Origin of the sequence: Chitinophaga silvisoli, from assembly GCF_003412465.1 — a bacterium.
In the GTDB taxonomy this organism is placed as follows: Bacteria; Bacteroidota; Bacteroidia; order Chitinophagales; family Chitinophagaceae; genus Chitinophaga; species Chitinophaga silvisoli.
Window position 1 is genome coordinate 26,771 of the sequence record NZ_QTJV01000018.1, and the last position, 23,439, is coordinate 50,209.

Annotated in this window: 14 protein-coding genes; 10 read left to right on the top strand and 4 right to left on the bottom strand. The window is 46.9% G+C overall.

The features are described 5' to 3' along the window. Positions 1-45: 45 nt before the first annotated feature. The 3 genes from mltG to DXN04_RS31495 all read left to right on the top strand — a co-directional run bounded on the left by mltG (position 46) and on the right by DXN04_RS31495 (position 2,767). Positions 46-1,110, top strand: coding sequence for an endolytic transglycosylase MltG (gene mltG / locus DXN04_RS31485; RefSeq protein ID WP_116857412.1), 1,065 nt, complete (start codon positions 46-48; stop codon positions 1,108-1,110). Between the two features lie 18 nt (positions 1,111-1,128). Continuing rightward, positions 1,129-2,058, top strand: coding sequence for a YihY/virulence factor BrkB family protein (locus DXN04_RS31490; RefSeq protein ID WP_116857413.1), 930 nt, complete (start codon positions 1,129-1,131; stop codon positions 2,056-2,058). 127 nt (positions 2,059-2,185) lie between these two features. Then, entirely contained in the window at positions 2,186-2,767 is a 582-nt protein-coding gene (locus tag DXN04_RS31495) for a redoxin domain-containing protein (RefSeq protein WP_233525730.1), read from the top strand. 12 nt (positions 2,768-2,779) lie between these two features. On the opposite strand, the gene DXN04_RS31500 is transcribed toward DXN04_RS31495, so the two are convergent. The 3 genes from DXN04_RS31500 to DXN04_RS31510 all read right to left on the bottom strand — a co-directional run bounded on the left by DXN04_RS31500 (position 2,780) and on the right by DXN04_RS31510 (position 8,636). Then, positions 2,780-5,302: a M14 metallopeptidase family protein gene (locus tag DXN04_RS31500; RefSeq protein WP_116857415.1), complete on the bottom strand. Its 2,523-nt coding sequence runs from the start codon at positions 5,300-5,302 to the stop codon at positions 2,780-2,782. 40 nt (positions 5,303-5,342) lie between these two features. Beyond that, on the bottom strand, positions 5,343-5,729 hold the full coding sequence (locus DXN04_RS31505) for a toxin-antitoxin system YwqK family antitoxin (RefSeq protein ID WP_116857416.1): 387 nt from the start codon (positions 5,727-5,729) through the stop codon (positions 5,343-5,345). 135 nt (positions 5,730-5,864) lie between these two features. Beyond that, entirely contained in the window at positions 5,865-8,636 is a 2,772-nt protein-coding gene (locus DXN04_RS31510; protein WP_116857417.1) for a TonB-dependent receptor, read from the bottom strand. Positions 8,637-8,756: 120 nt separating this feature from the next. On the opposite strand from DXN04_RS31510, the gene ggt reads away from it, so the two are divergent. From ggt to DXN04_RS31540, 6 genes are all read left to right on the top strand, one after another. Then, positions 8,757-10,439 carry a gamma-glutamyltransferase gene (gene ggt / locus DXN04_RS31515; protein ID WP_116857418.1) on the top strand — a complete coding sequence of 561 codons (1,683 nt, stop codon included), beginning with the start codon at positions 8,757-8,759 and terminating at the stop codon, positions 10,437-10,439. Between the two features lie 11 nt (positions 10,440-10,450). Then, complete coding sequence (locus DXN04_RS31520; protein ID WP_116857419.1) at positions 10,451-10,972, top strand: DUF1572 family protein; 522 nt, start codon at positions 10,451-10,453, stop codon at positions 10,970-10,972. 69 nt (positions 10,973-11,041) lie between these two features. Beyond that, a complete protein-coding gene (locus DXN04_RS31525; protein ID WP_116857420.1) occupies positions 11,042-11,449 on the top strand; it encodes a hypothetical protein in 408 nt (135 codons plus the stop codon). A 6-nt stretch (positions 11,450-11,455) separates the two neighbouring features. Further along, positions 11,456-12,499: an aminotransferase class I/II-fold pyridoxal phosphate-dependent enzyme gene (locus DXN04_RS31530; protein ID WP_158569259.1), complete on the top strand. Its 1,044-nt coding sequence runs from the start codon at positions 11,456-11,458 to the stop codon at positions 12,497-12,499. Between the two features lie 2 nt (positions 12,500-12,501). Then, on the top strand, positions 12,502-13,368 hold the full coding sequence (locus tag DXN04_RS31535) for a TraB/GumN family protein (RefSeq protein WP_116857422.1): 867 nt from the start codon (positions 12,502-12,504) through the stop codon (positions 13,366-13,368). Positions 13,369-13,722: 354 nt separating this feature from the next. After that, on the top strand, positions 13,723-18,477 hold the full coding sequence (locus DXN04_RS31540; protein WP_116857423.1) for a translocation/assembly module TamB domain-containing protein: 4,755 nt from the start codon (positions 13,723-13,725) through the stop codon (positions 18,475-18,477). Positions 18,478-18,554: 77 nt separating this feature from the next. Here DXN04_RS31540 and DXN04_RS31545 read toward each other — a convergent pair whose 3' ends face one another. Continuing rightward, complete coding sequence (locus tag DXN04_RS31545) at positions 18,555-19,757, bottom strand: bifunctional 3,4-dihydroxy-2-butanone-4-phosphate synthase/GTP cyclohydrolase II (protein WP_116857424.1); 1,203 nt, start codon at positions 19,755-19,757, stop codon at positions 18,555-18,557. 473 nt (positions 19,758-20,230) lie between these two features. Here DXN04_RS31545 and DXN04_RS31550 point away from each other — a divergent pair, with 473 nt between their 5' ends. After that, positions 20,231-23,413, top strand: coding sequence for a TonB-dependent receptor (locus DXN04_RS31550; protein ID WP_116857425.1), 3,183 nt, complete (start codon positions 20,231-20,233; stop codon positions 23,411-23,413). The last annotated feature ends 26 nt before the right edge of the window (positions 23,414-23,439 follow it).

Sequence of the window (23,439 nt, forward strand, 5' to 3'; positions counted from 1 at the left end):
TATAGAACCTCGCCACAAGCGAGGTTTTTTGTTACCTATCCTTTTATGGCAAAGACAAAGAGAAGCAAATCAAAGCAACAGCCACAAAAACGCCTTTGGATCCGTCGCGCTATCGTGATCGTGATTGCACTGGCTGCCGGTACGCTCGTTTATTTTGGATATCGCCTGTTTGGTCCCAATACCCGTTCCTTTGGCGATAACAAGTTCTTTTATGTCCGCACCGGCAGTACCTATACCGACGTACTCAATGGCCTGATGGACCAGGAGATCATTCGCAGCCGCAACAGCTTTGACTGGGTGGCGCGGGAACTGGGCTACCCGGAACGTGTAAAGGCAGGTAAGTATAAAATAACCAGGGGCATGAGCAATTTTGATATTGTCAAAATTCTCCGCTCCGGCCGTCAGACACCCGTGACCCTGACCATCACCAAGCTCAGAACGAAGAAAGACCTGGTGCATAAAATCTGTGCAAACCTGGAGGCAGATTCTGCCACCTTCCTGGCACTGATCAATGATAATGTTTACCTCAGGCAATATGGGCTGGATACCAATACGGTGATGTGCGCCATTATGCCCAACTCCTACGAATTTTACTGGAATACCTCCGCCGAGAATGCATTTAAAAAGATTGAGAAAGGCCGAGAAGATTTCTGGACTTCAGAAAGAAAAGAAAAGGCACAACACCTGAACCTCACGATTGACCAGGTGACCATCCTGGCTTCTATTGTAGAAGAGGAATCCAATAAGAATGATGAAAAACCACTGATTTCCAGTGTATATTTGAACAGGTTCAGGAAAGGAATGCGACTGCAGGCCGATCCGACTGTGAAATTTGCCCTGCAGGACTTTGGCCTGCGCAGGATCAGGGAAGGACATCTGCAATTCGATTCCCCCTATAACACCTACAGGTATGAAGGTCTGCCACCCGGACCTATCTGCACTCCATCTGTAAAAACACTGGACGCTGTACTCAATACACCGGAGACAGATTACCTGTATTTTTGCGCTAAATCTGATTTTTCCGGTTATCATGCATTTGCGGCTACCTACGCAGAACACATGAAAAATGCCCATTTATATCAGGCGGCCCTGAATGCACGAGGTATATAGTGGTGTACCTGGTTAGCTATGAGAAGAATAGAGTCTGTCATACTCGCAATCAAACCTATCAGTTTCCTCATTACCAGGAGCAAGCATATTGTATTGCCCGGATTTGAGGGGTTGCCCCTGTATGATGTGATCCATTATTTCTTCAAGGAAATAAAGAATAAGAGTCTCGGAGAGCGGGCGGCCGCCATTTCCTTCAACTTCCTGCTGGCTATACCGCCCTTCTTTATCTTCCTATTTACACTGGTCCCTTACATTCCCATGAACAATGTGGAGGCTACCCTGTACGAGCTGGCGGAGGATGTGACCCCGAACTACAATACCTATATCATAGTGCGGGACATGATCCATGACTTCCTGTATACCCATCACAATGGTTTGCTGTCGATTTCATTTGGCATGAGCTTCTTTGCCTCGTCGAATGCCGTGATGGGGGTGGCCCGTTCTTTCAACAGGAAGCAACCGGGATTCAGGAGGCGGAAGTGGTGGCAGAAAAGATTGCTGGCTTTACAGCTGACAGCCATCCTGGTGTTTTTGCTGATTGTGACCGTGATCCTGATCATCGCACAGGGTACTGTGCTGCACTATATCTTTGATACCCTTGGCATAAAGAATAAGACCCTCATTTCCCTGGCGGAAACCACGCGGTGGGTATTGATCATCTTCCTGTTCTACTCTATTTTGTCCGTATTATACAAGTTTGTACCGGCTACCAATAAGCGATGGAAATTCATTACAGCAGGGAGTACACTGGCCACGATTTTAATGATTTTAGTCACGCTTGGTTTTTCAGTGTTTGTTAATAACTTTAGTAACTACAATAAGATTTACGGGTCTGTTGGTACACTGTTAATACTGATGATTGCGGTTTACCTGAATTCCTTAACGTTATTGATTGGTTTTGAGCTAAATGCGAGTATTAAGTATTTAAAGGAATTGAAGCACGCTTAGATTTTTTTCAAGAAAAAGCATCCTTTTCTGGCTGTGCAGGCTAATTTCCGCTTATACAATAGATTAAATTTATTTAACACATAATTATTAACTTTAGCCCGGCTGTTACCCCCGTAAACCTATATTTATGATAAAGTCTCACTACCTAGCGCTATGTCTTGCCCTTACCGCTATGCGGATGGCAGAACTCCCATTGGAGATTGGAGCTCCTATACCCAAGGCTGATCAGGCATTAAAAGACATTTCCGGAAAAGAAATCACACTGAACAAAGCCAAACAAAGCAATGGCCTGTTAGTGATGTTTTCGGGCAATGACTGCCCTTACATTGAAAGAAATAAGGCCAGAACGGTGGAAATATGCCGTTATGCACAGGCGAACCAGATAGGCGTGGTGCTCATTAATTCAAATGCGAATGCCAACCTGGAATCGATGAAGGCATATGCCGGTGCACAACAATATACCTGGTACTATGTAGCAGATCCTGCTGCGGCATTTGCAGAGGCATTTCAGGCTACACATACACCGGAATGCTATCTCTTTAACCAGAGTGGTACATTGATGTATAAAGGGGCGATTGATGACAGTCCGGGGAATGCGGATGCCGTAAAAAACCGGCACCTGAATAATGCCATTAATGACCTGCTGGCGAAGAAAACACCGAAGGTCAGTTCTACTCAGGTGCTCGGGTGTAATATTAAGCGGTTTTAAAAATCCTGCATTTTAAAACACCATAAACAAGGCATTGCCAAACAGTAATTTCCCGTTTTCCCAGAAACTGCGGAACAGGGGATCGTCTGCCAGCATCACGACCTTACCACGGCCTATTTCTTTCACACCAAACAACAATCCGTCTTTCAGGCGCTTACGTGTTTCCGTGCCTACAAATCCACTCAGGTAATTATCCTTCTTCAGCACACCTACATTCCATCCATCGCCATCCATGAATTCATAAATCCTATCATCCTGCTTCAGGGTATAATAGGTATCTGAAAAGCCAAATGCCAGGGGATGGGTATTATCCAACTGTACCTTGTAAATAGCGCCGGGAATAGCCTGCCTGATGCCATCTCTTTCCCTGTTAGCATAGCTCTTCAGGAGTGCATATGTATCCTTCTTTTCATCCAGGCCGGGCATCCCTTCTTTCTTCACTTTAATGCCCCAATCCTGCTGCGCTACCTGGAACAATGCATCCTGCAGGGCGATCAGTTTTCCTCCATTGCTCAACCAGTCTTTCAGCTTACCTGCATTGTCTTTATCTGAGAGGAATTTATAATTACCATCAGGCATGATCAGTACATCTACATCTTTCCAGTTCACCTGCTCCAGGTTATTTTCATCCACGATAGTGAGCGGATACCCGATCTGCTGTTCAAAGTAATACCAGATCTCCCCGGCAGCCAGTGAGGAAATACCGTTACCTGTGACCAATACTACTTTCATTGGTTTGATATAATGCACTTTTTCAGAGCCAAAATCAACGCCCTTATCCACGAAACCTGTACTTGCCACATCCAGGGTTACACCTACCGTTTTCGCTAACCCGGTCACCATGACATCGAAGCCCTCTCCTGCTGCTTCATTGCCTGCCCTGGTGATGATCAGTGTGCCGGGGGAATAAGACTTACCACCTGCTGTGAATGGTCCTTCTGCAAAGCGTACCCTGATCTTTCTTTTTAACAATGCAGCCAGGAAACGGACATCTCTTATACTGTTCCATTTGGCGAGGTAGGCATAGCTACGCTCTGAATTGACAGGAGTAGCTACCGGAATCAGTAAGGTATCGCGCTCTGCGTTCAGGGGCTCTTTCAGGGCATAAGACTGTAGTCCGTATGCATAAGGCAATGCCCATGCTGTAATATCGTAGGTCACAGAATCTGTGAGCCGGCTATCCGGTTCGAACAATACTTTCAGGAGGTTTGAACGGGGTTGCATGGCATTGATCACCATATCTTCTTTTTCAATGGAAAAGCTTTCTGTCTTACCATTGAAATAGTTGAATCCAGTGGCTTTTGCACCATTAGCACCGTAACCGAACCGGATCTGGTTCTTTTTCAATAAGCCGGATAAAGCGGCTAATTTTTCAGCGTTGCCGCCAGACTTAATCACATAAGTTTTATAAGGACCATCCGGATTATGACTGGCTTCGTAGAAGTAATCAGTGAAATCTTTCAGCAACTGGGCACCCTGTGCGGCAGCTACTTCTATGGTAGACATACCGGTGGTATAGTGATGAGCGATGCGCTGTGTAAGTGTAAGGGTATCACCATCCTGCCTGAGGGCCATGATGCCTGCGCGGCCGCCCCCACCCTGCTCGTAGGTCATGCCGATAGCACCGTTATAAGTAGGATAGGTATCTCCATAACTTGGATAAAACATATCGAATGTTTCTTTGGTAAAGTAGAGCCAGCCTTCCTTATCAAAATACTTTGCATTGTTCTTACCGATCATGGTAAGCATTTTCCTTTGCCAGGGTTTGATGATGTCATGAAGGGGTTCGGCAGCAGGTGCAAAGTAATAAGGTGCATCGATGCTCTGCTCGTGGAAGTCCACATGGACCTGTGGCATCCAGCGGTTATATTGTGCGACCCTGGCCTGGGATTCAGTTTGCGTTTGCCAGGCCCAGTCACGGTTCAGGTCAAAGTAATAGTGGTTTGCCCTGCCACCTGGCCAGGGTTCTTTATGTTCCCTGCCGGATAATACCGGGTCAGGAATGAGTGTATGTACCTGGTTATAGTAATTCACATAACGCTCACGGCCATCGGGGTTCAGGCATGGATCGATGATCACTATGGTTTTTTCCAGCCATTGCTGCTGCTGTGTATTGCTCTTGTTTGCCAGGGTGTACAGGGTCTTCATCGCTGCTTCTGTAGACACAGCTTCGTTCCCGTGTACGTTGTAACTAAGCCATACTATCACGGGATCATTGCCGGCTGCTTTTTCGTCGCCGTTGACCAGCTGCAGGTTATGCTCCCTGATCTGGTCCAGCCTGGCAAAGTTGGCAGGCGAAGTGATAGTCGCCATCATCAGCGGCCTTCCTTCGTAGGTAGTGCCATATTGTTCAAGCTGCATATTGGGCGTAACGGCTGCTACTGCCCTGAAATAATCCAACACCTTGTAGTGTGGTGTAAACTGTGTGCCAAGTGGGTATCCAAGAAACTGATCCGGCGAAGGCAGTGTTTGAGCGGAAAGGGAAAAAGTTGTGGCAATAACTGCGAAAACCAGTGCCAGTAAGCGGTATTTCATCTGTTGTAGAATTACTACATGAAGATAAGAAATATCAGCATCACCTGCTACCGTCGCCTAACAAACCGTAATACTGTACGCAGTCCAGCTGCCCGTCTTCCCGGTAATAACGGAACTCCCCTATACGACAATCATTCCGCCAGTTGCCCGATTCGGAGAGCATGCCGGAAAGGTAAAAGAGTTGTCGCGGGCCATCCAGCCTGCCAGCTTTACGGAAATAGCGTTCCTTCAGGCCACCGGATTTGAAGTAAATCTCCACCCGTTCCCTGTTGGGGTCCATTGATAAGGTAAATACGCGTTTGTATACGATGCCATCTTCATCCCTCATGATCTGTTTCAAGGTCGCATTATCGGGTCGCTGGTTGTTACAGTGCACTGCTATTATAAACAGCAATAAAGTGCCCGTGCATTTCAAAGCTGTTGTCATAGGTTATGTTGTCCCTTACAAACATATATAAAAAATGGTTATTTCAAATAACACAAAAGGGGGGATATCCTTCAGGGCCCGGGTCAGTCGCTTAGGGCAACTAACCCGGGGGCCTAAAAGAGACCTGGCAGGATTTTATAAGTTTAATTCCAGCCTGGCGAACAGGAACCTGCCATTGTACCCAAACTGGGTAGTACGGCGGCTATACCTGAACTGGTTACTGTTGGTATTAGCAGGATTTTTCACCAGGTCGGGGTAGACATCCAGTACATTGTTGGAACCGATGCTGACCCTGACCTCTTTGCATAACCTGTACCCTATTGCCATATCAGTGATTACCTTGCCACCATAGGTCTGGTAAAATGCCGGGTCATTGGTCGCTTCTTCCACATTGCCGAAGTACACGTTTCTTACAAAGAGGTTCAGTTTATTGAGGGTATATGAGAGGGAGAGATTTACTTTTTCCCGGGGCACACTTCTTTCGAGGTAAATACGGCTGGTTCTGCTGAAATAGATATTCTCCTTGCCTTTCAGTTTGGGAGAGGAATGGATATCGCCCACCTGTTGTGTATAACTATAGGTACCGGAAAGGTCTGCACGAAAATTACCTTTGCCCAGTCTTGTGCTGTAAGTAGCTACGAGGTCTACTCCCCTGGTTTCTGAATTGATAGCGTTTGCAAAGAAGGCCGCCCTGTTGGCATTGGCGAGGGAGAGCAACTGGTAGATTTCCTTATCAACTGCTGAAGCAGTATCTGCATTGTTGCCGGAAAACTGATCGGTGTATACGATCCTGTCATTGATGCGGGTATAATATCCATCCAGCGTAAAACTGAATTTGCCTGCTATAGTTGTGAACCCTGCGCTCAGGCTTTTTGATTTCTCCGGCTTCAGTTTGGGAATACCCAGCAGTTGTGCGGGGCGGCTATCATTTGTAAAGGTGCCTACTTCATATGGCTGACCGTCTACAAACAAGGTACTGGTAGAAGAATAATATTGCTGGTGGAGGGAAGGTGCTCTGAAACCGGTGCTGGCTGATCCACGGAGGGCTGTCTTGTCACTGAGCTTATAGCGGGCAGTCAGTTTACCATTGGTTGTGCTGCCGAAATCATTGTAGTTTTCAAAACGAATAGCTGCACCTAATAAGAATGCGCGGCTGAGATTTGCTTCCACATCGAGATAGGCAGCAATCGCCGATCGGGTGGCAGTAATGGCATTCTCCGGTCTGAAACCCGGGAATACCTGTGCACCACCGGGTCTTGCAGAACCATCGGGGCCGAACAATGTATTGATGGGGCCTTGCGGATCAGGAATGAGAATATCATTGCCATTGGCATCTACACCGATTTTAGCAGCACGGCCATAGTCTGTATACGAGTTTTCTGCACCAGCTACCAGCTGGTATTTTTCAAAACGATGTTCTGCACCAAAGGCGATATCGAAAAGGTCTATTCTCCGGGAGAAATCAAGGTTGGTGGTATTCTGCGCGAAGATAGGGCCACCGCAGGTGAACCTGGTAGGAGATGCATTGACCAGTGAGGCATTCAGAGAATTTTGTACAGAGAAATCAAATTCATTTCTGCCATAGGTATTGCTAAAATCTACTTTCCATTCGCCCAGGTTTCCCCTGATACCTGCACCAAAGGAGCGATCGTAAATATCGCTGTTGATCTCAGGCAGGAAACCAAGCGGATAGATATCTATCACATTGCGGCTATCGTTGGGCAAGCGGTAGATGCCTGCAGCATTGCCGGCCCTGTAGCCGATGCCGCCGAAGAAATAGATTTCTCCATTATTTTCCAGTGGAATATTTGCATTGACGAAAAGCTGTGCACTGCGCAGTTTTGATTGTCCTACCCGCATCCGGATATCGTTGCGGGTAATGTGATTGGCGACCAGGAAACTATCTGTCTTATCTGCACCACCGGGATATGCTTTGTAAATCGTGCCTGACCATGGGCCTGAGCGGTTGGTATAATTCCTGAAATCGTAGGAACCACCGAAGTTGATATAACCTCCTTTGCTACCAATGGGGATACCATAATTAACACCGGTTTGCACAGTCTGCCCGTCTAAATGATGATCTGCCTGTGAAGTGACATTTCCTCCGCTGGTAACGCTGATGCCTAATTGATTTACGCTGCTCTTCAGGATAATGTTGATGACACCGGCGATGGCATCGGAGCCATATTGCGCGGCAGCGCCATCTCTCAGGATTTCAATACGGTCGATGGCCGAAGTAGGAATGGCATTCATATCCGTGCCCACAGCACCACGGCCAAAGGTACCGTTTACATTGACGAGTGCGGTGGTATATCGTCTCTTTCCATTTACCAGTACCAATACCTGGTCTGGTCCTAATCCCCGCAGTGATGCAGGATCTATATGATCCGTACCATCGGCCACTGTCTGCACGCCTGAGCTAAAGGAAGGTGCTACATAATTCAGGATCTGGTTCACGCTTACCTGCGGGGAATTTTCTGCTATCCGCCTGATGTCTATGACATCGACAGGCACCGGTGTTTCTGTCTGACTACGGGGCAGGCTTCGGGAACCCAGTACCACCAGTTCATTCATCGTTGTACTGGCTACCAGTGAAATATTCAGTACAGCTGCTTCCCCGGCTTTTACGGTTACGGGTTGATGTTGTGTCACGAATCCTACATAACTCACCAGCACGGTGTAATTGCCGGGAATAGTCTCGAGCGAAAATCTACCCTGGGCATTGGTGTACCCACCTTTGTTAGTCCGTTCAATTTGTACGGTGGCACCTGCCAGTACATTGCCATGGACATCTTTGACAATACCTGAGATAATGCCGGCTGTTTGGGAATAGGTGATTTGTGCCGATAGAATGAATAGAGAAAAAAAGAGCAATAAGCTCTTAAAATGGTTAACTGGGTGAATCATACGACGTAGATTTTGGGTTTTATATTTAGATTTGTTGTTTGAAGGTGGCGAATATGGTGATAGACTATAGGCTGTTAACCAAAATACTAAATAGATACAAAAGAATAAAACACGTTTCAGATGCGCACAGTACTACTCACAGTTACGTTATGCTCCTGCCTCAATGTTTTTGCGCAGGACGACGCAATCCACTACAAAATTGAAAAAGAAGTAAATGCTTCTCAAGGTGCAGTAGTCTCGGCTCATCCCCTTGCCAGCCTGGCGGGAATAGAGGTCATGAAACAGGGAGGTAATGCCATAGACGCTGCGATTGCTACGCAGCTGGCGCTGGCGGTTGTATACCCTGCTGCCGGTAATCTGGGTGGCGGCGGGTTTATGGTAGCCCACCTCAAAGATGGCAAAAACGTTACGATCGACTACCGGGAAGCTGCGCCGGCCAAGGCTTCCAGGGACATGTACCTGGATTCTGCCGGTAACCCGATCCAAAACCTCAGTATAGATGGTCACCTTGCCTGTGGTGTACCGGGTACTGTTGCAGGGCTATATGCCTCCCTTCCTTATGCCAAATTACCTATGAAGAAATTGATTGCGCCGGCGATCCGGCTGGCGGAAAAAGGATTTGCGATTACGGCTGCTGAAGCACGGAGTCTCAACTCGACACAGGCACAGTTTAAAAAGTTCAATACAGAAGACAACGCATTTATGCGTGATACTCCCTGGAAAGAAGGTGACATCCTGATCCAGGAAGACCTGGCGAATACACTTAAGCGGATTCGCGACAAGGGCCGTGAGGGTTTCTATGAAGGCGAAACCGCACAGCTGATCGTGGATGAAATGGAAAGAGCGAATGGACTGATCACACTACAGGATCTGAAATTATATCGTGCAGTAGACAGAACGCCTGTTGTATTTAAATACAAGCAATACCAGATTGTAACGATGCCACTGCCAAGCAGCGGTGGTGTAGCTTTGCAGCAGCTCATGGGTATGGTAGCACCTTATCCATTATCGGCATGGGGGTTCCATTCAGTGAAATCCATGCAGCTGATGATAGAAGCAGAAAGACGTGCTTATGCTGACAGGGCACAGTTCCTCGGTGATCCTGATTATGTGAAGGTGCCTGTAAAACAACTGACAGATGCGTCTTACATCAGGTCACGTATGAATGATTTCGATTCTACCAAAGCGGGTTCCAGCAAGGTAGTAAAGGCCGGCGATATTCATGAAAGCGATGAAACCACCCACCTGTCTGTCATGGATGCGGAAGGCAATGCAGTATCGGTAACGACCACGCTGAATGGTGGTTATGGTTCCAAGGTAGTAGTAGGTAGTGCCGGTTTCCTGCTGAACAATGAGATGGATGATTTCAGTGTAAAACCAGGTGTACCAAATATGTATGGCCTGGTGGGCAATGAGGCAAATGCCATTCAGCCTGGTAAAAGAATGTTGAGTTCTATGACCCCGACTATTGTTTTGAAAAATCAAATCCCCTACATTGTAACGGGCACCCCTGGTGGCTCTACCATCATCACTTCTGTCTTTCAGACACTCATGAACCTGCTGGAATTTGATCTTTCGCCAAAAGAGGCGGTAGACGCGCCAAAGTTCCATCATCAGTGGCTGCCGGATGAGGTATTGGTAGAAAATGACTTTGAGAAAGCACCGCTGGCAGGGCTGGAAAAAATGGGGTATAAGGTGACCCCAATAGGACAAATAGGCCGTACTGAAGTCATCAAAAATGTAAATGGCCAGCTGAACGCGGTAGGCGATAAGCGCGGTGATGACAGTGCTGCCGGTTATTAATACTTACTACTATGCTTGGAAAGATTTACCTGGACAGCGCCATGGAAAGACTGTCCTACTACAAATCACTGGGTGACAAGACCATTGCCCGGTTAAGCGATGAGCAACTACTGTGGCAACCGGAAGGTGAGCCGAACAGCATCTACCTGATTGTAAAACACCTGAGTGGGAATATGCGTTCCCGTTGGACGGATTTCCTGACATCGGATGGTGAAAAGGAATGGCGAAACAGGGATGAGGAGTTTGTGAATGGCGTAGCGTCGAAGGAGGAGATCATACAATTGTGGAATGATGGCTGGAAGGTGATCCTGGATTCGATTGGGAGTCTGACACCAGATGACCTGGAGAAGAAGGTCATGATCAGGAGTGAGCCGCATGTAGTGGTAGATGCGATCAACAGGCAACTGATGCATGTACCGTATCACGTAGGCCAGATTGTGTATCTCGGTAAGATCATGAAAGGTGAAAAGTGGCTGAGCCTGAGCATCCCGAAAGGGGGTTCACAGGCTTTTAATGATAGCATGATGAAATAACTTAATTGCGTTACCGGCGGCTGCCAGTAACGCAATTTCACGTAACTTGTTCCCAAAAAATTACAACCCGTGATCAGATTTTTCACCCTGGGCATATTGCTGTTTCTCTGTTCCTGCGGCGCTGGCGACGATCAGCTCCTGCACAAAAAATGGAGAGTCTACGATGTAGTTGTGCCTCCCGGCTCCGGTTACGATATCACGCAGATCAACCAGGCAGCTGAGCTGAAGAAAGGATACTATACCAACGTATTCTACCAGTTCCTCGACAATCATCTCTTCATCGCGACTATTGATAATAAGCCCGATTCAGGCATGTACAAGATGCTGAGCGGTGGTAAAGTTATTTCCATCACTGCCAACAACGGGGACCGCACCTATGAGAACCTGGTAAGTGTAATCACCCTCGATGATAAGCATTTCGATATGAAAGTGAAATCCGGTGATTATTATTTTATTCTGAAAACAAAGGCTGAATAAATGCATTTGCACACGAATACGACGCCTGACAATGTTACCCATGTCAGCGGAAAGGAATATCTTTTCTTCTCCGGCTTCTCCTACCTGGGCCTGCATGCACATCCCCACTACAAAGAAGCACTCCGTAACGGCATCGACCTCTACGGAACCGTATTTGTGTCTTCCCGCATTGCCAACTTACGCCTGGATCTATACGAGGAGCTGGACGACACCCTGGCTGAGATGCTCAGACAGGAGGCAGCAGCTTCCTTTTCCTCCGGCTACCTTGCCTCGCAGGGTGCTGTTCAATATGCAGCGACAAAGGGGGAACTATGCTACTCTCCTACCACGCATCCCTCGCTGCGCTTAGGCAAAGCGATTTTACCTGAGCTGAGCTGGTCAGCGTGGACATCTCAAACTATTGAGAAAGTAAATGCCTGGCCTGACAATACCTTTGTGATCGTGACGGACAGTGTAAATCCACTGACCAGTACCGTCAATGATTTTAACTGGCTCAGTGAAATCAATAAGGAAGTGATGGTGGTGATCGACGACTCTCATGGCTTTGGGGTATTGAGTGCAGATGGTGGAGGAATTGTACATTCATTACCGCAGCATCCGCCGCTACGCTACCTGCTTACGGCCTCACTGGCCAAGGCATTCAGCATCCAGGGCGGGGTGGTCTCGGGACGACTGGAAGATATCATCGCGCTTAAAAAAACGCCTGCCTTTACAGCAGGTACTTCATTGATGCCGGCGAGTGCCTGGGCATTCCTGCAAAGCAAAGCTTTGTTCCGGCAGCAGCGCAAAACCATGCAGCACCGCATTGGTGAATTTCTTGCATTCACACAAGGCATGCATCAACTTCATAATCCCTTTCAGCTACCTATCTTCGTATTGAATGCAGGGATAGAAAAAGAGCTGGAAAGGAAGGGTACGATCATCTCCTCTTTTGGCTATCCTAATCCGGATAGTCCGCCTATTAACCGCATTATCATTACTGCACTGCATCAAACACCTCAGCTGGAAACATTGTACCAGCAATTAAAACAAGCTTTCAAAACTGCCTGATTATGTTGACGACTTTACTTGGATTGCTGACTACTTTCATGCCACTGGCCCCAAAAGATGCCCCAAAAAAAGATGCTTCCTCTTTGCTCTGGAAAATATCGGGACATGGGCTGTCGAAACCTTCCTACCTCTTTGGTACGATCCATATGATCTGCAGTGAGGATCTGCCTTTTTCTGTGGCGATTATAAAAGCGATGAAGGAAACAAAGGCCTTCTACATGGAGTTTAACCTGGATGATACGGAGGCTATGAACCGCATTGCAGGTGAGATGATCATGCCGCCTGATTACTCCTTTAAATCACTGTTAGCCCCTGAAGATTATACAGTGCTCAGCGATTACTTCCGTGATTCTGTCGGTGTAGAGTTGCAGACACTGGACAGGATGAAGCCGATGGTCATCATGTCTATGCTTATGGAGAAAACAGTGACCTGTGCGAACCCTGTCTCCTGCGAAAGCATGCTGATGCTGCTTGCAAAAGAACATGGTCTGACTATTCACGGCCTGGAAAAAGCGGAAGATCAAATCGCGATCTTTGACAGTATCCCTGACAAAGAAGAAGCTGCGAGCCTGGTGAAGACGGTGAAGGCACTGGCCACTTCCAGGCAGGACTACCAGCAATTATTATCGGCTTATTATGCAGCAGATATCAACCAGCTGTTTGAGCTGATTACACAGGAAGAAGATATTGTCCGCTATAAAACGCTGATGCTGGATAACCGTAATCGCAACTGGATCCCGGTGATCTCCAAACAAATACAGCAGACACCTGCTTTCTTTGCCTGTGGTGCAGGCCACCTGGGGGGTAAGGATGGGATTATTGCTTTGCTGAGGAAGGAGGGGTATAAGGTAGAGCCTGTGATGGAGTAAGGCTGCCCGACAGCAGGGCAATGGGGAGCGATTATTATAAGGGTTTGAAAATCAATGCCCGGTAATTCATTAGTCGAACAAGCGTCGAACAAGCGTCGAAGAAGCATCGAAGAAGCGTCGAAGAAGCATCGAACAACAGTCGAACAACAGTCGAAGGAAGCTTATACAAATGCCTTCATTTTCCCATCTCAAAACTTTAACAACTGTATTAACTTAGCCTGAGAAAAATTGCTAACCCGATCGCTCCAGGAGCCCGGTATTGTCAACTTATTCAATTAAATTTGCCGCTTAAACATTGCTGCGCTGAAAAAGGTACGTAAAATAATCACGATTGTTCTCCTGAGTATACTGGGTTTGGCTATCCTTCTGGGTATCCTTGTCAACATCCCTGCAGTGCAGAATTTCCTTGTTCAGCAAGCTATCACCCGCCTCTCGCATCAGCTGAAAACGAGAGTAGACCTCAGGCATGTTGATATCCGTCTCTTCAATAGCCTTCGTCTCGAAGGGCTCTATGTGGAAGACAGGAATAAAGACACCCTGCTGTATGCAGGAACTGCCCAGGTTAAGATCACCGATTGGTTTTTCTTCCAGGATAAGCCTGTACTCAAGTACATCGGCCTCGATAATGCCACCATCAACCTGGTACGTACCCGCAAAGATTCTCTCTGGAACTATTCTTTCATCGTCGATGCATTCAGCAGTGCGCCGGATACTTCGAAAACTAAGAAGCCTTCAGGCGGCGTATCGCTGGATCTTCGTAAAGTAGACCTTACCCATGTGAGGATTAACCAGATAGACCAGTGGGTGGGTGAAGACTACTATGTATCAGCGAAGCAGATTTACCTGGATGCCAAGAATCTCGACCTGCAGCAGCACAATATTGACATACAGGAACTGAAGCTGGATAAGCCTTCGTTTATCATATCCAGTTATAAGTCATCCCCACTCCGTCACAAACGCCCGAAAGCGGAAAAGGAAGAGCTGGCAGACACCAGTGCCATTCCTGCACTTCGCTGGAATAGTGCCAACTGGAAACTGCTGGTGAAGGAAGTCTCGATCAAAGACGGCCTCTTTGGTGTAGACGACCCGGATGATACCACTGCTGTAACAGCCGGTTACTTTGCCCCCAATCACATCCGCTTCCAGAAAATAAACCTGCAGCTGACCAATACGACTTTGGTAAAAGACAGTATCCTGGGCGACCTGACCTTCAGTACGAAAGAGCGCAGCGGGTTTGAAGTGAAGAAACTCAGTGCCCGGTTCAAGATGTCGCCCGTGGAAATGGAGTTCTCCCACATGGACCTCCTCACGAACAACAGCCATCTCCGGGATTACTATACCATGCAATATGCCGATATCAGTGATATGAACGATTATATCAACCTGGTATTCATGCGTGCACATATTGTAAACAGTAAATTATCTTCTGACGATATTGCTTTCTTTGCGCCGGAACTGGCCGACTGGAAAAAGGTGGTCACCCTCTCTGGTGATGCCCGCGGACCGGTTTCTAACTTGAAAGCCAACAATATAGAGCTCTCCGATAATAGTGGTACCCATCTGAAAGGTGGGGTGGAAATGCGCGGATTGCCGGATATCGATGAAACCTTCATAGATTTCCGTGCGGATGAACTCACCACGAATGGCAGCGAGATCCTGAGCATTGCTCCTTCCCTGCGCGATGTGGATCCATTACGGATAGACAGGCTGACGAACATCCTGTTCCAGGGAAGTTTCACAGGGTTTATTAATGACTTCGTGGCCTATGGTAAGTTCCAGACCAACCTGGGCAACCTGAACTCTGACTTAAACTTTAAGACCAGTAAGGATGTGCCGGTATATTCCGGTAGTCTGACGACAAATGATTTCAACGTAGGTACCCTGCTGGATGTGCCGCAGCTCTCTACCGTATCGCTGAGTGCCAAGGTAAACGGAGCCGGTTTCAACTTTAAAACACTGAATGCGACAGTAGATGCAGATGTACAAAAGATCACGCTCTACGATTACAGCTATACCAATATCAGGACGAAGGGTGAGATGAACCGGAAGTTCTTCAATGGTTCCCTCACGGTGGCGGATCCGAACCTGGACATGGACTTTGCCGGTACGATTGACTTCAATACCCCTGTACCTGTGTTCCGCTTTGACTCCGATATCCGCCACAGTAACCTGAAGGCGATGCGCCTGACGGATGATTCGCTCACTTTCCAGGCAAAAATGGACCTGAACTTTGCCGGTAGTAATATCGATAACTTCGATGGTTCTGCCCGCGTATACGACGTATCGCTCTACCGTAAGCTGCACAGACTGGAATTTGACTCCCTGAATGTATCCACCCATTTTGAGAATAACACCAAGGTGCTGGCGATAAAGGGTAGTGAGATCAGCGGGTTTGTGAAAGGGAACTACAGTTTTATGGACCTGCCGGATGCCTTCAAGCTTTTGCTCAATAAGTATTATCCCAGCTATTTTCCCACTGCACCTACCAAGGAGATCAAACAGGACTTTTCTTTCGCCTTCCAGATGGGGGAAGTGGATAAGCTGATCAGGGGCTTCACGGATAAAGTGACAGGCTTTGACCAGTCTAAAATAGACGGCTCCCTGAATACGGTGAATGGTAACCTGGCCCTGAATGTATTTGTGCCACAGGCAGGATACGGGGGCTATACAGTGAACGACCTGCAACTGAAGAGTTCCGGTACATTTAACAAGATTGACATCAGTACAAGTATAGGCAGGGTGAGCAGCGGGGATAAGGTGATCCTGCAGAATCCGCTCATCCTGGCCAGCTCAGGCAGGGATACTTCTTACCTGAAGGTGGACCTGCAGGCACAGGATACCTCCTCACTGGATGGTTTCTATGCCAGGGTGGTCACCGTGCAGGATGGCGTGAAGGTCAGTTTCCTGAACAGCGCCTTTACCGTGAATGAGAGGCAGTGGAATGTGACTCCGGGCAATGAAATCTACTGGAGTAAGGACTTCCTTACAGTACATAACCTGAAGGTGACGCGCAACGAACAGAGTGTAACTGTAGAAACAAATGAATACAACCCGGATGAGTCTACGTTTATGATCACCCTCAAAAACCTGAACCTTGCGGATGTGATTCCTGCACAGCTGACACCCATGCGTATAGAGGGTATGGCCGATGGGAAGATCCTGATCATGGACCCTATGCGGAACCTGGATGTGGATGCAGACATTACGACAAAAGAACTGCGACTGGATAATGACTCTATCGGCCTTGTATCTTTTGTAGGCGGTTATAGCCAGGGCACCGGGCAGGCGACTTTTGAGGTACATAGTGACAATGCAGGCAAGAACCTGGATGCAAAAGGCAGCGTAGGACTGACCAGGGAAAATAAAAACCTGGATGGTGTCATTAACCTGAAGGGCGTGGACCTTGTACTGATAGACAGGTTTGTAAAAGACTATGTAACAGACCTGAAAGGACAGGTGAGCGGCTCCATCAATGTAGGCGGCACTACGGATCTGCCATCAGTAAAGGGGAACCTGAAAGTGGATAGTGCAAAAGTAAGGGTGCTGTACCTGGGTACGAATTATACCATTCCAAAACTGAATATCAATATAGACGATAACCTCATTGAATTTGGCAACTTCTCCATTATCGATAAGAATGGAAGTAAGGCAACTGGTAGTGGCTACATTTCCCACGACCATTTCAATAAGCTGAACTTCGACTTTGATGTGACAGCGAGGAACTTTGTGTTCCTGGGTACGGGGCCGGCGGATAGTGATCTCTTTTACGGGGATGTGATTGCGGATGGTAAGGTATACTTCCAGGGGCCGATGGAAGATATGCTCCTGAAGGTGCAGGCAAGGCCGGACAGGGGTACACACTTTTACCTGCCGCTGTCGGACAGTAAGGATATCGGGAAGTCGGACTACATTACCTTCAAGACCTATGGTACGGAAATGAAGGAGGAGAAGAAAAAGAAAAAGGACAATGTGAAGCTGAATGTAAAACTGGATATTTCCGCAACTCCTGATGCACAGATTGATGTGATTATGGATGCGGCTTCGGGGGATATGATTTCTGCGAATGGTACCGGTAATCTTCAGATCAATGTGAACCTGGATGGCGACTTTACCATGTTTGGGAACTATGAGATTAACCTGGGTAGTTACAACTTCACATTACAAAGACTGACCAGCTGGAAGTTTGATATAGACAAGAGCAGTTCCATTACCTGGAACGGGGATCCGCAGGCAGCGAAGGTGGATATTCATGCGAAATATTCCCTGCCGAAGGTGAGTTTGTACAACCTGGTAGGTACGGCATCGACAGCCACTGATAAACTGGCTACGCGTACGGAGAGAGTGGACATCCTTATTAACCTGAGAGGGGAACTGATGAAGCCGGATATTTCTTATGAGATCAATTTGCCGGAGGTAGGTTCACTGGCTTATGAGAGTGGAGTGGCGGCAAAACTGAAAGAGATTAACCAGGACCAGAATAAGGCATTGCAACAGATGGCGGGTTTGCTGCTGTTTAACCAGTTCCTGCCGGAGGATCCGAATGCGGCGGGTGCGAATGTAGCGATAACGGGTAAGAATAGTGTGGGGCAGGCATTGAGTGCGCAGGCGCAGGCGATTTTGAATAATATTACGGGGGCCCTGCTTAAGAACAGTGGTATTGGGGTGAATGTGAACTATAGAGCTTATAATATTGGTAACCAGGATAATACAGCGATGGATAGGAACCAGGTGAGTGCGGGTATAACGAGTAACTTCTATAATAATAGGGTAAGGTTGTATGTGGGGGGTGATTATGACTGGGGGAAGGCTTCAACTTCGGCCAATACGAACCGCCTGGCGGGTGACTTCAGGGCGGAGTATTTGCTGACACCGGAGGGCAGGCTGCGTATCAATGCATTTAGTAAATCGGATTATGATGTTTATAATTTGGTGAACAGGAATAAGGCGGGTTTGGGTATTTCTTATGTACGTGAGTATAATAAGTTCACGGAGCTGTTTAATGAGCGGGCGAGGAGAAGGATGATAGATAGTGCCAGGAGGGCTGAGCTGATCAGGCAGGAGGAGAAGGATTCTTCGATTGTGAAGCCGGCGACGGATACATTGCATTAAAAATAAAATATTGCTTAATACTAAAACATAGCATTAAAACTAAAGGCCCTGGTTATTAGCCAGGGCCTTTTAGTTGCTTATCCTTTCAGGATCTCATGACCCATTTTATCTCTCTTTGTTCTGAGGTACACTTCATTATGTGGATTTGGATGAATTTCAATCGGCACGTTTTCCACCACTTCCAATCCATAACCTTTCATCCCTGCCCTCTTCTTGGGATTATTGGAAATCAACCTCATCTTGGTAATGTCCAGGTGTCTCAGGATCTGGGCCCCTACGCCATAATCTCTTTCATCCATCTGGAAACCTAATTCCAGGTTTGCTTCGACGGTATCTCTCCCCTCTTCCTGTAGTTTATAAGCTTTCAGTTTATTGAGCAGGCCGATACCTCTGCCTTCCTGGTTCATATATAATATAAGGCCTTTCCCTTCTGCTTCCACCATTTGCATGGCTTTGTGTAACTGTGGTCCGCAATCGCATCTGAGGCTATGCAGGATATCACCTGTTACGCAGGAGGAGTGGATTCTTACCAGTACTGGTTCACCTTTTTCCCAGGTACCTTTTTTCAGTGCCATATGGGTTTCGCCTGAATTCAGTTGCTTAAACGCAATCAGTTCAAAATCACCATATTCAGTAGGCATTTGCACTCTTACCTGCTCTTCGATCAGGGATTCTTTTGCCAGTCTGTACTCGATCAGATCTTTGATAGAGATCAGTTTCAGGTCAAACTTAATAGCAATTTCTTTCAGTTCGGGCAGTCTGGCCATAGAGCCATCTTCGTTCATGATTTCAACCAGCACACCGGCGGGTTCAAATCCAGCCAGGCGGGCGAGATCGATAGTAGCTTCGGTATGCCCTGTACGGCGCAATACGCCCCCTTTTTTTGCTTTCAGGGGGAAGATATGGCCAGGCTTACCTAATTCTTCGGGGTGGATATTGGGATCGATTAAGGCTTGTACAGTTTTTGCCCTGTCGTGTGCAGAGATGCCGGTGGTACAACCATGGCCCAGTAAATCTACAGAGACAGTAAATGGTGTTTGGTGTAAAGCGGTATTATCGCGCACCATCATTTCGAGTCCGAGCTCTTCGCATCTTTCCTCAATCAGGGGTGCACATATTAATCCACGGCCGTGACGGCTCATAAAGTTGATAATCTCCGGGGTGACATTTCTCGCAGCTGTGATGAAATCGCCCTCATTCTCCCTATCCTCGTCGTCTACTACTATGACCAGTTTACCCTTCTTTATATCTTCTATGGCTGATTCTATTGTATCTAACATATCACTGTTGTTATATTGATTAGCAAAGTTAGGGTAAAAAGACGCAGGAATCGTTGGACTAATCCCGGATTTTACGCCCTTTTGACAGGACAAAAAATCACCTTGTTAAGGTGTTGTAAAGCACTAATTCTTCATTTGGGGTTCAAACACACTGCCATCCATTCATTCCCTGCAAGCCGGCATCACATATAAAAAATAAACATATAAACATTTGAGCTAAACCTAATATAAAAACAGTCCTTGCCTGGCAGAGATTTAAGTATTTGAACATTTTATTATTCGAAATATTAGAATTTCTACCCCTATTAGTTGAACAAACTCGATTTAAAGGCTGTTTTCCCATATAGTTTCGAATTAACCTAGCGATCTACTCATCTTTTTAATATGGCTTAACAATTTGTTAATTTGAAGTTAAAATTACTACGTATTTTTTTTTAACCTTTGCGCTCTAAATAAAATCAAACTGCTCAAATATGGGATGTAAAAAACTACTGTTAACATTCATTGTCTTGCTTAGCGTTTGCTACTCTTTCGCTCAGGTAACAACAAGTGCTGTTACCGGTCTGGTGAAGGATGCAAAGGGGGAAGGGCTGATTGGGGCCACAGTTAAAGCCGTTCACGTTCCAACGGGAACAGTTTACGGTACCACAACACAGGAGGGAGGTCGTTACACAATCCCTAATATGAAAGTAGGTGGACCTTACACCATCACAATTACCTATGTAGGTTACCAGGAACAAAACTTCAGGGACCTGTATCTGAGCCTGGGTACTGCATTGACCCAAAACGTAAAACTGGAAGATGGCAGCAAATCGCTGAACGAAGTAACTATTACCGGTCAGAGAAGCAGCATCATCAGCTCAAACCGTACTGGCACACAGACCAACATCAGCCAGCGCCAGCTGACTGAGTTGCCAACTGTAGGCCGTAGCATCCAGGATTTTGCCCGTCTGACTCCGCAGGCGGTAGCTACTTACAGCAGCTCGAATGGTAGTCCGCTGGGGATCTCTTTCGCAGGTCAGAGCAACAAATTCAACCAATTCACTGTAGATGGTGCGAGTGCAAATGACGTATTCGGTCTGACTGCTACAGGTACAAACGGTGGTCAGGCAAACGTAAACGCTGTGCCACTGGAATCTGTACAGGAAGTACAGGTTGTATTGTCGCCATACGATGTTACCCAGAGTAACTTCACTGGTGGTGGTATCAATGCTGTTACTAAATCGGGTACTAACCAGTTCCATGGTTCTGCTTATTTCCTGAACCAGAATCAGGGTTTTGTAGGTAAGCATGTACAGAGCGAGGCAAAATATCCTAATTATAATAATACTACATGGGGTGCCAGCTTAGGTGGGCCACTCGTGAAAAATAAAGCTTTCTTCTTTGTAAACGCTGAAAGGAACGATTACAAAACTCCACTGGGTTACAACCCTGCGGATGCTGGTTCCGGTTCCAAATTCAGCACAGCAAGACTGGATTCTATCCGTAACTATGTGAACAGCACTTACGGTTTCGATCCGGGAAGTTACACTGATATCAGTTCCAAAGGTTATGCGACTTCTGTTTTCGCACGTATCGACTGGAACATCAGTGACAAGCACAAGCTGACCCTGCGTCATAGCTATGTAGATGGTAGCAACTACGTGATTTCCCGTAGCACCACTACTATGACTTTTGGTAACAGCGGTTACTACATGCTCAGCACAACTAACTCTTCTGTAGCTGAACTGAACAGTAACTTTAATGCAACTACTTCTAACGTACTGCGTGTTACTTACAACCGCATCCGCGACAGACGTAATACTGCTGCTTTCCCTTCTATTTATATCCAGGAAGGTGGTCTGAACTACAACGTAGGTTCCGATTACTCTTCTGCGCGTAACTCACTGGGTCAGGACAACTTCACTATCGTGGACAACCTGACTCTCCAGAAGAAGAAACACACCCTGACCTTTGGTACTGACAACCAGTTCTTCAACACGAACAACGTGTTCCTGCAGTACTACTATGGTTACTATACTTACAAGAGCCTGAGCTCTTTCCTGGCTAACTCTGCTGCTCCATCATCATATGGTATCAGCTATTCCGCTAAAGGTGGTGATGACGTAGCTCCAGGTAAGATCCATGCAGGTCAGTTCAGCTTATATGGCCAGGATGTATGGGATATCAATGACAGGTTCAGACTGACTTATGGTGTTCGTATCGATCTGCCTGTTTTCTTCAACAAACCTGATGCAAATACCGGGTTCAACGCTTCTGACCTGGCTGCTAAATACAGCGTTCAGAATAATGTGGTTCCTAAATCCAAACTGCTGTTCGCACCCAGAGTTGCCTTCAACTACGATGTTAATGGCGATGGTACGACCCAGCTGAGAGGTGGTGTTGGTCTGTTCACTGGTCGTGTACCACTGGTATGGATCTCTAACGCTTACTCCAACACAGGGGTAGCATTCACTAAATTCTCTGGAACTCCTGATGCTTCAGTGCGTTTCAACTACAATCCTAATGATACACACCTGGGTGCTTATATCCCAACTACTGCAGCAGCTCCAACTGAGGTTGACGTAACTGACAAGAACTTCAAATATCCACAGGTACTGCGTGGTAACCTGGCTATCGACCAGAAACTGCCATGGTGGGGTCTGATTGGTACTATTGAAGGTTTGTATACAAAGACTATCAATAACATTGCTTACAAAAACCTCAATGTAGGTGACCAGGCCGGTACTGTTGCTGTAGGTAACGAAACACGTCCATGGTACAATTTCAAACGTGCCAACACATCTTATACTGATGTGATCTACCTGACTAACACCAGCAAGGGTTATGCATATAACTTCACTTTCCAGATTCAGAAACCGCTGGATCACGGATGGGCTGGTAGCGTCGCGTATACTTATGGTAAATCTACCTCTGTAAACGACGGTACTTCTTCTACTGCTTATTCTAACTGGCGTTTTGCTTACAACCAGAATGGTCTGAATAATGTAGATATCGCGCGTGCTAACTACGATCCAGGTCACCGTGTGGTTGCTTATGGAAGCAAGACTTTCCGTTATGCCAAGAACCACATGTCTACTACCATCGGCCTGGTTTACCAGGGGTACACTGGTCAGCGTTATTCATTCCTGTATAACTACAACCTGACAGGTGATGATGCTTCCGGTAAAACTGGTTCTGCGAGCTTAGCTTACCTGCCTACAGATGCCAGTCAGTTCACTAACCTGACACTGTCAAACGGTACTGTAGTAACTCCTGATCAGCAGCTGGCTGACTTCAAGGATTTTGCTTCTCATAACAAATACCTGCAGGATAACCTGGGTAAGAGCACAGTACGTAACGGTGCAAGAATGCCATGGGAAAGTCACTTCGACCTGAAAATCGCACAGGACTTCATCCTGAAAAATACACACAGACTGGAAGTTGGTTTCGACGTGCTGAACGTTGCTAACCTGCTGAACCGTAACTGGGGTTGGTCTTACTACCTGAGCAACCAGTCTCTGTCCCTGTTCAACATCGTATCTCAGACGCAGACACCAACGTTCAACTTTGATAAGACAAAGATGAACAACATCAATGGTATTCTGAGACCATACACAGTGAGTGACTACCTGTCACGCTGGAGAGGTCAGTTGAGCGTTCGCTACAACTTCTAATCTGGATATCCACAGATACAAGGAAA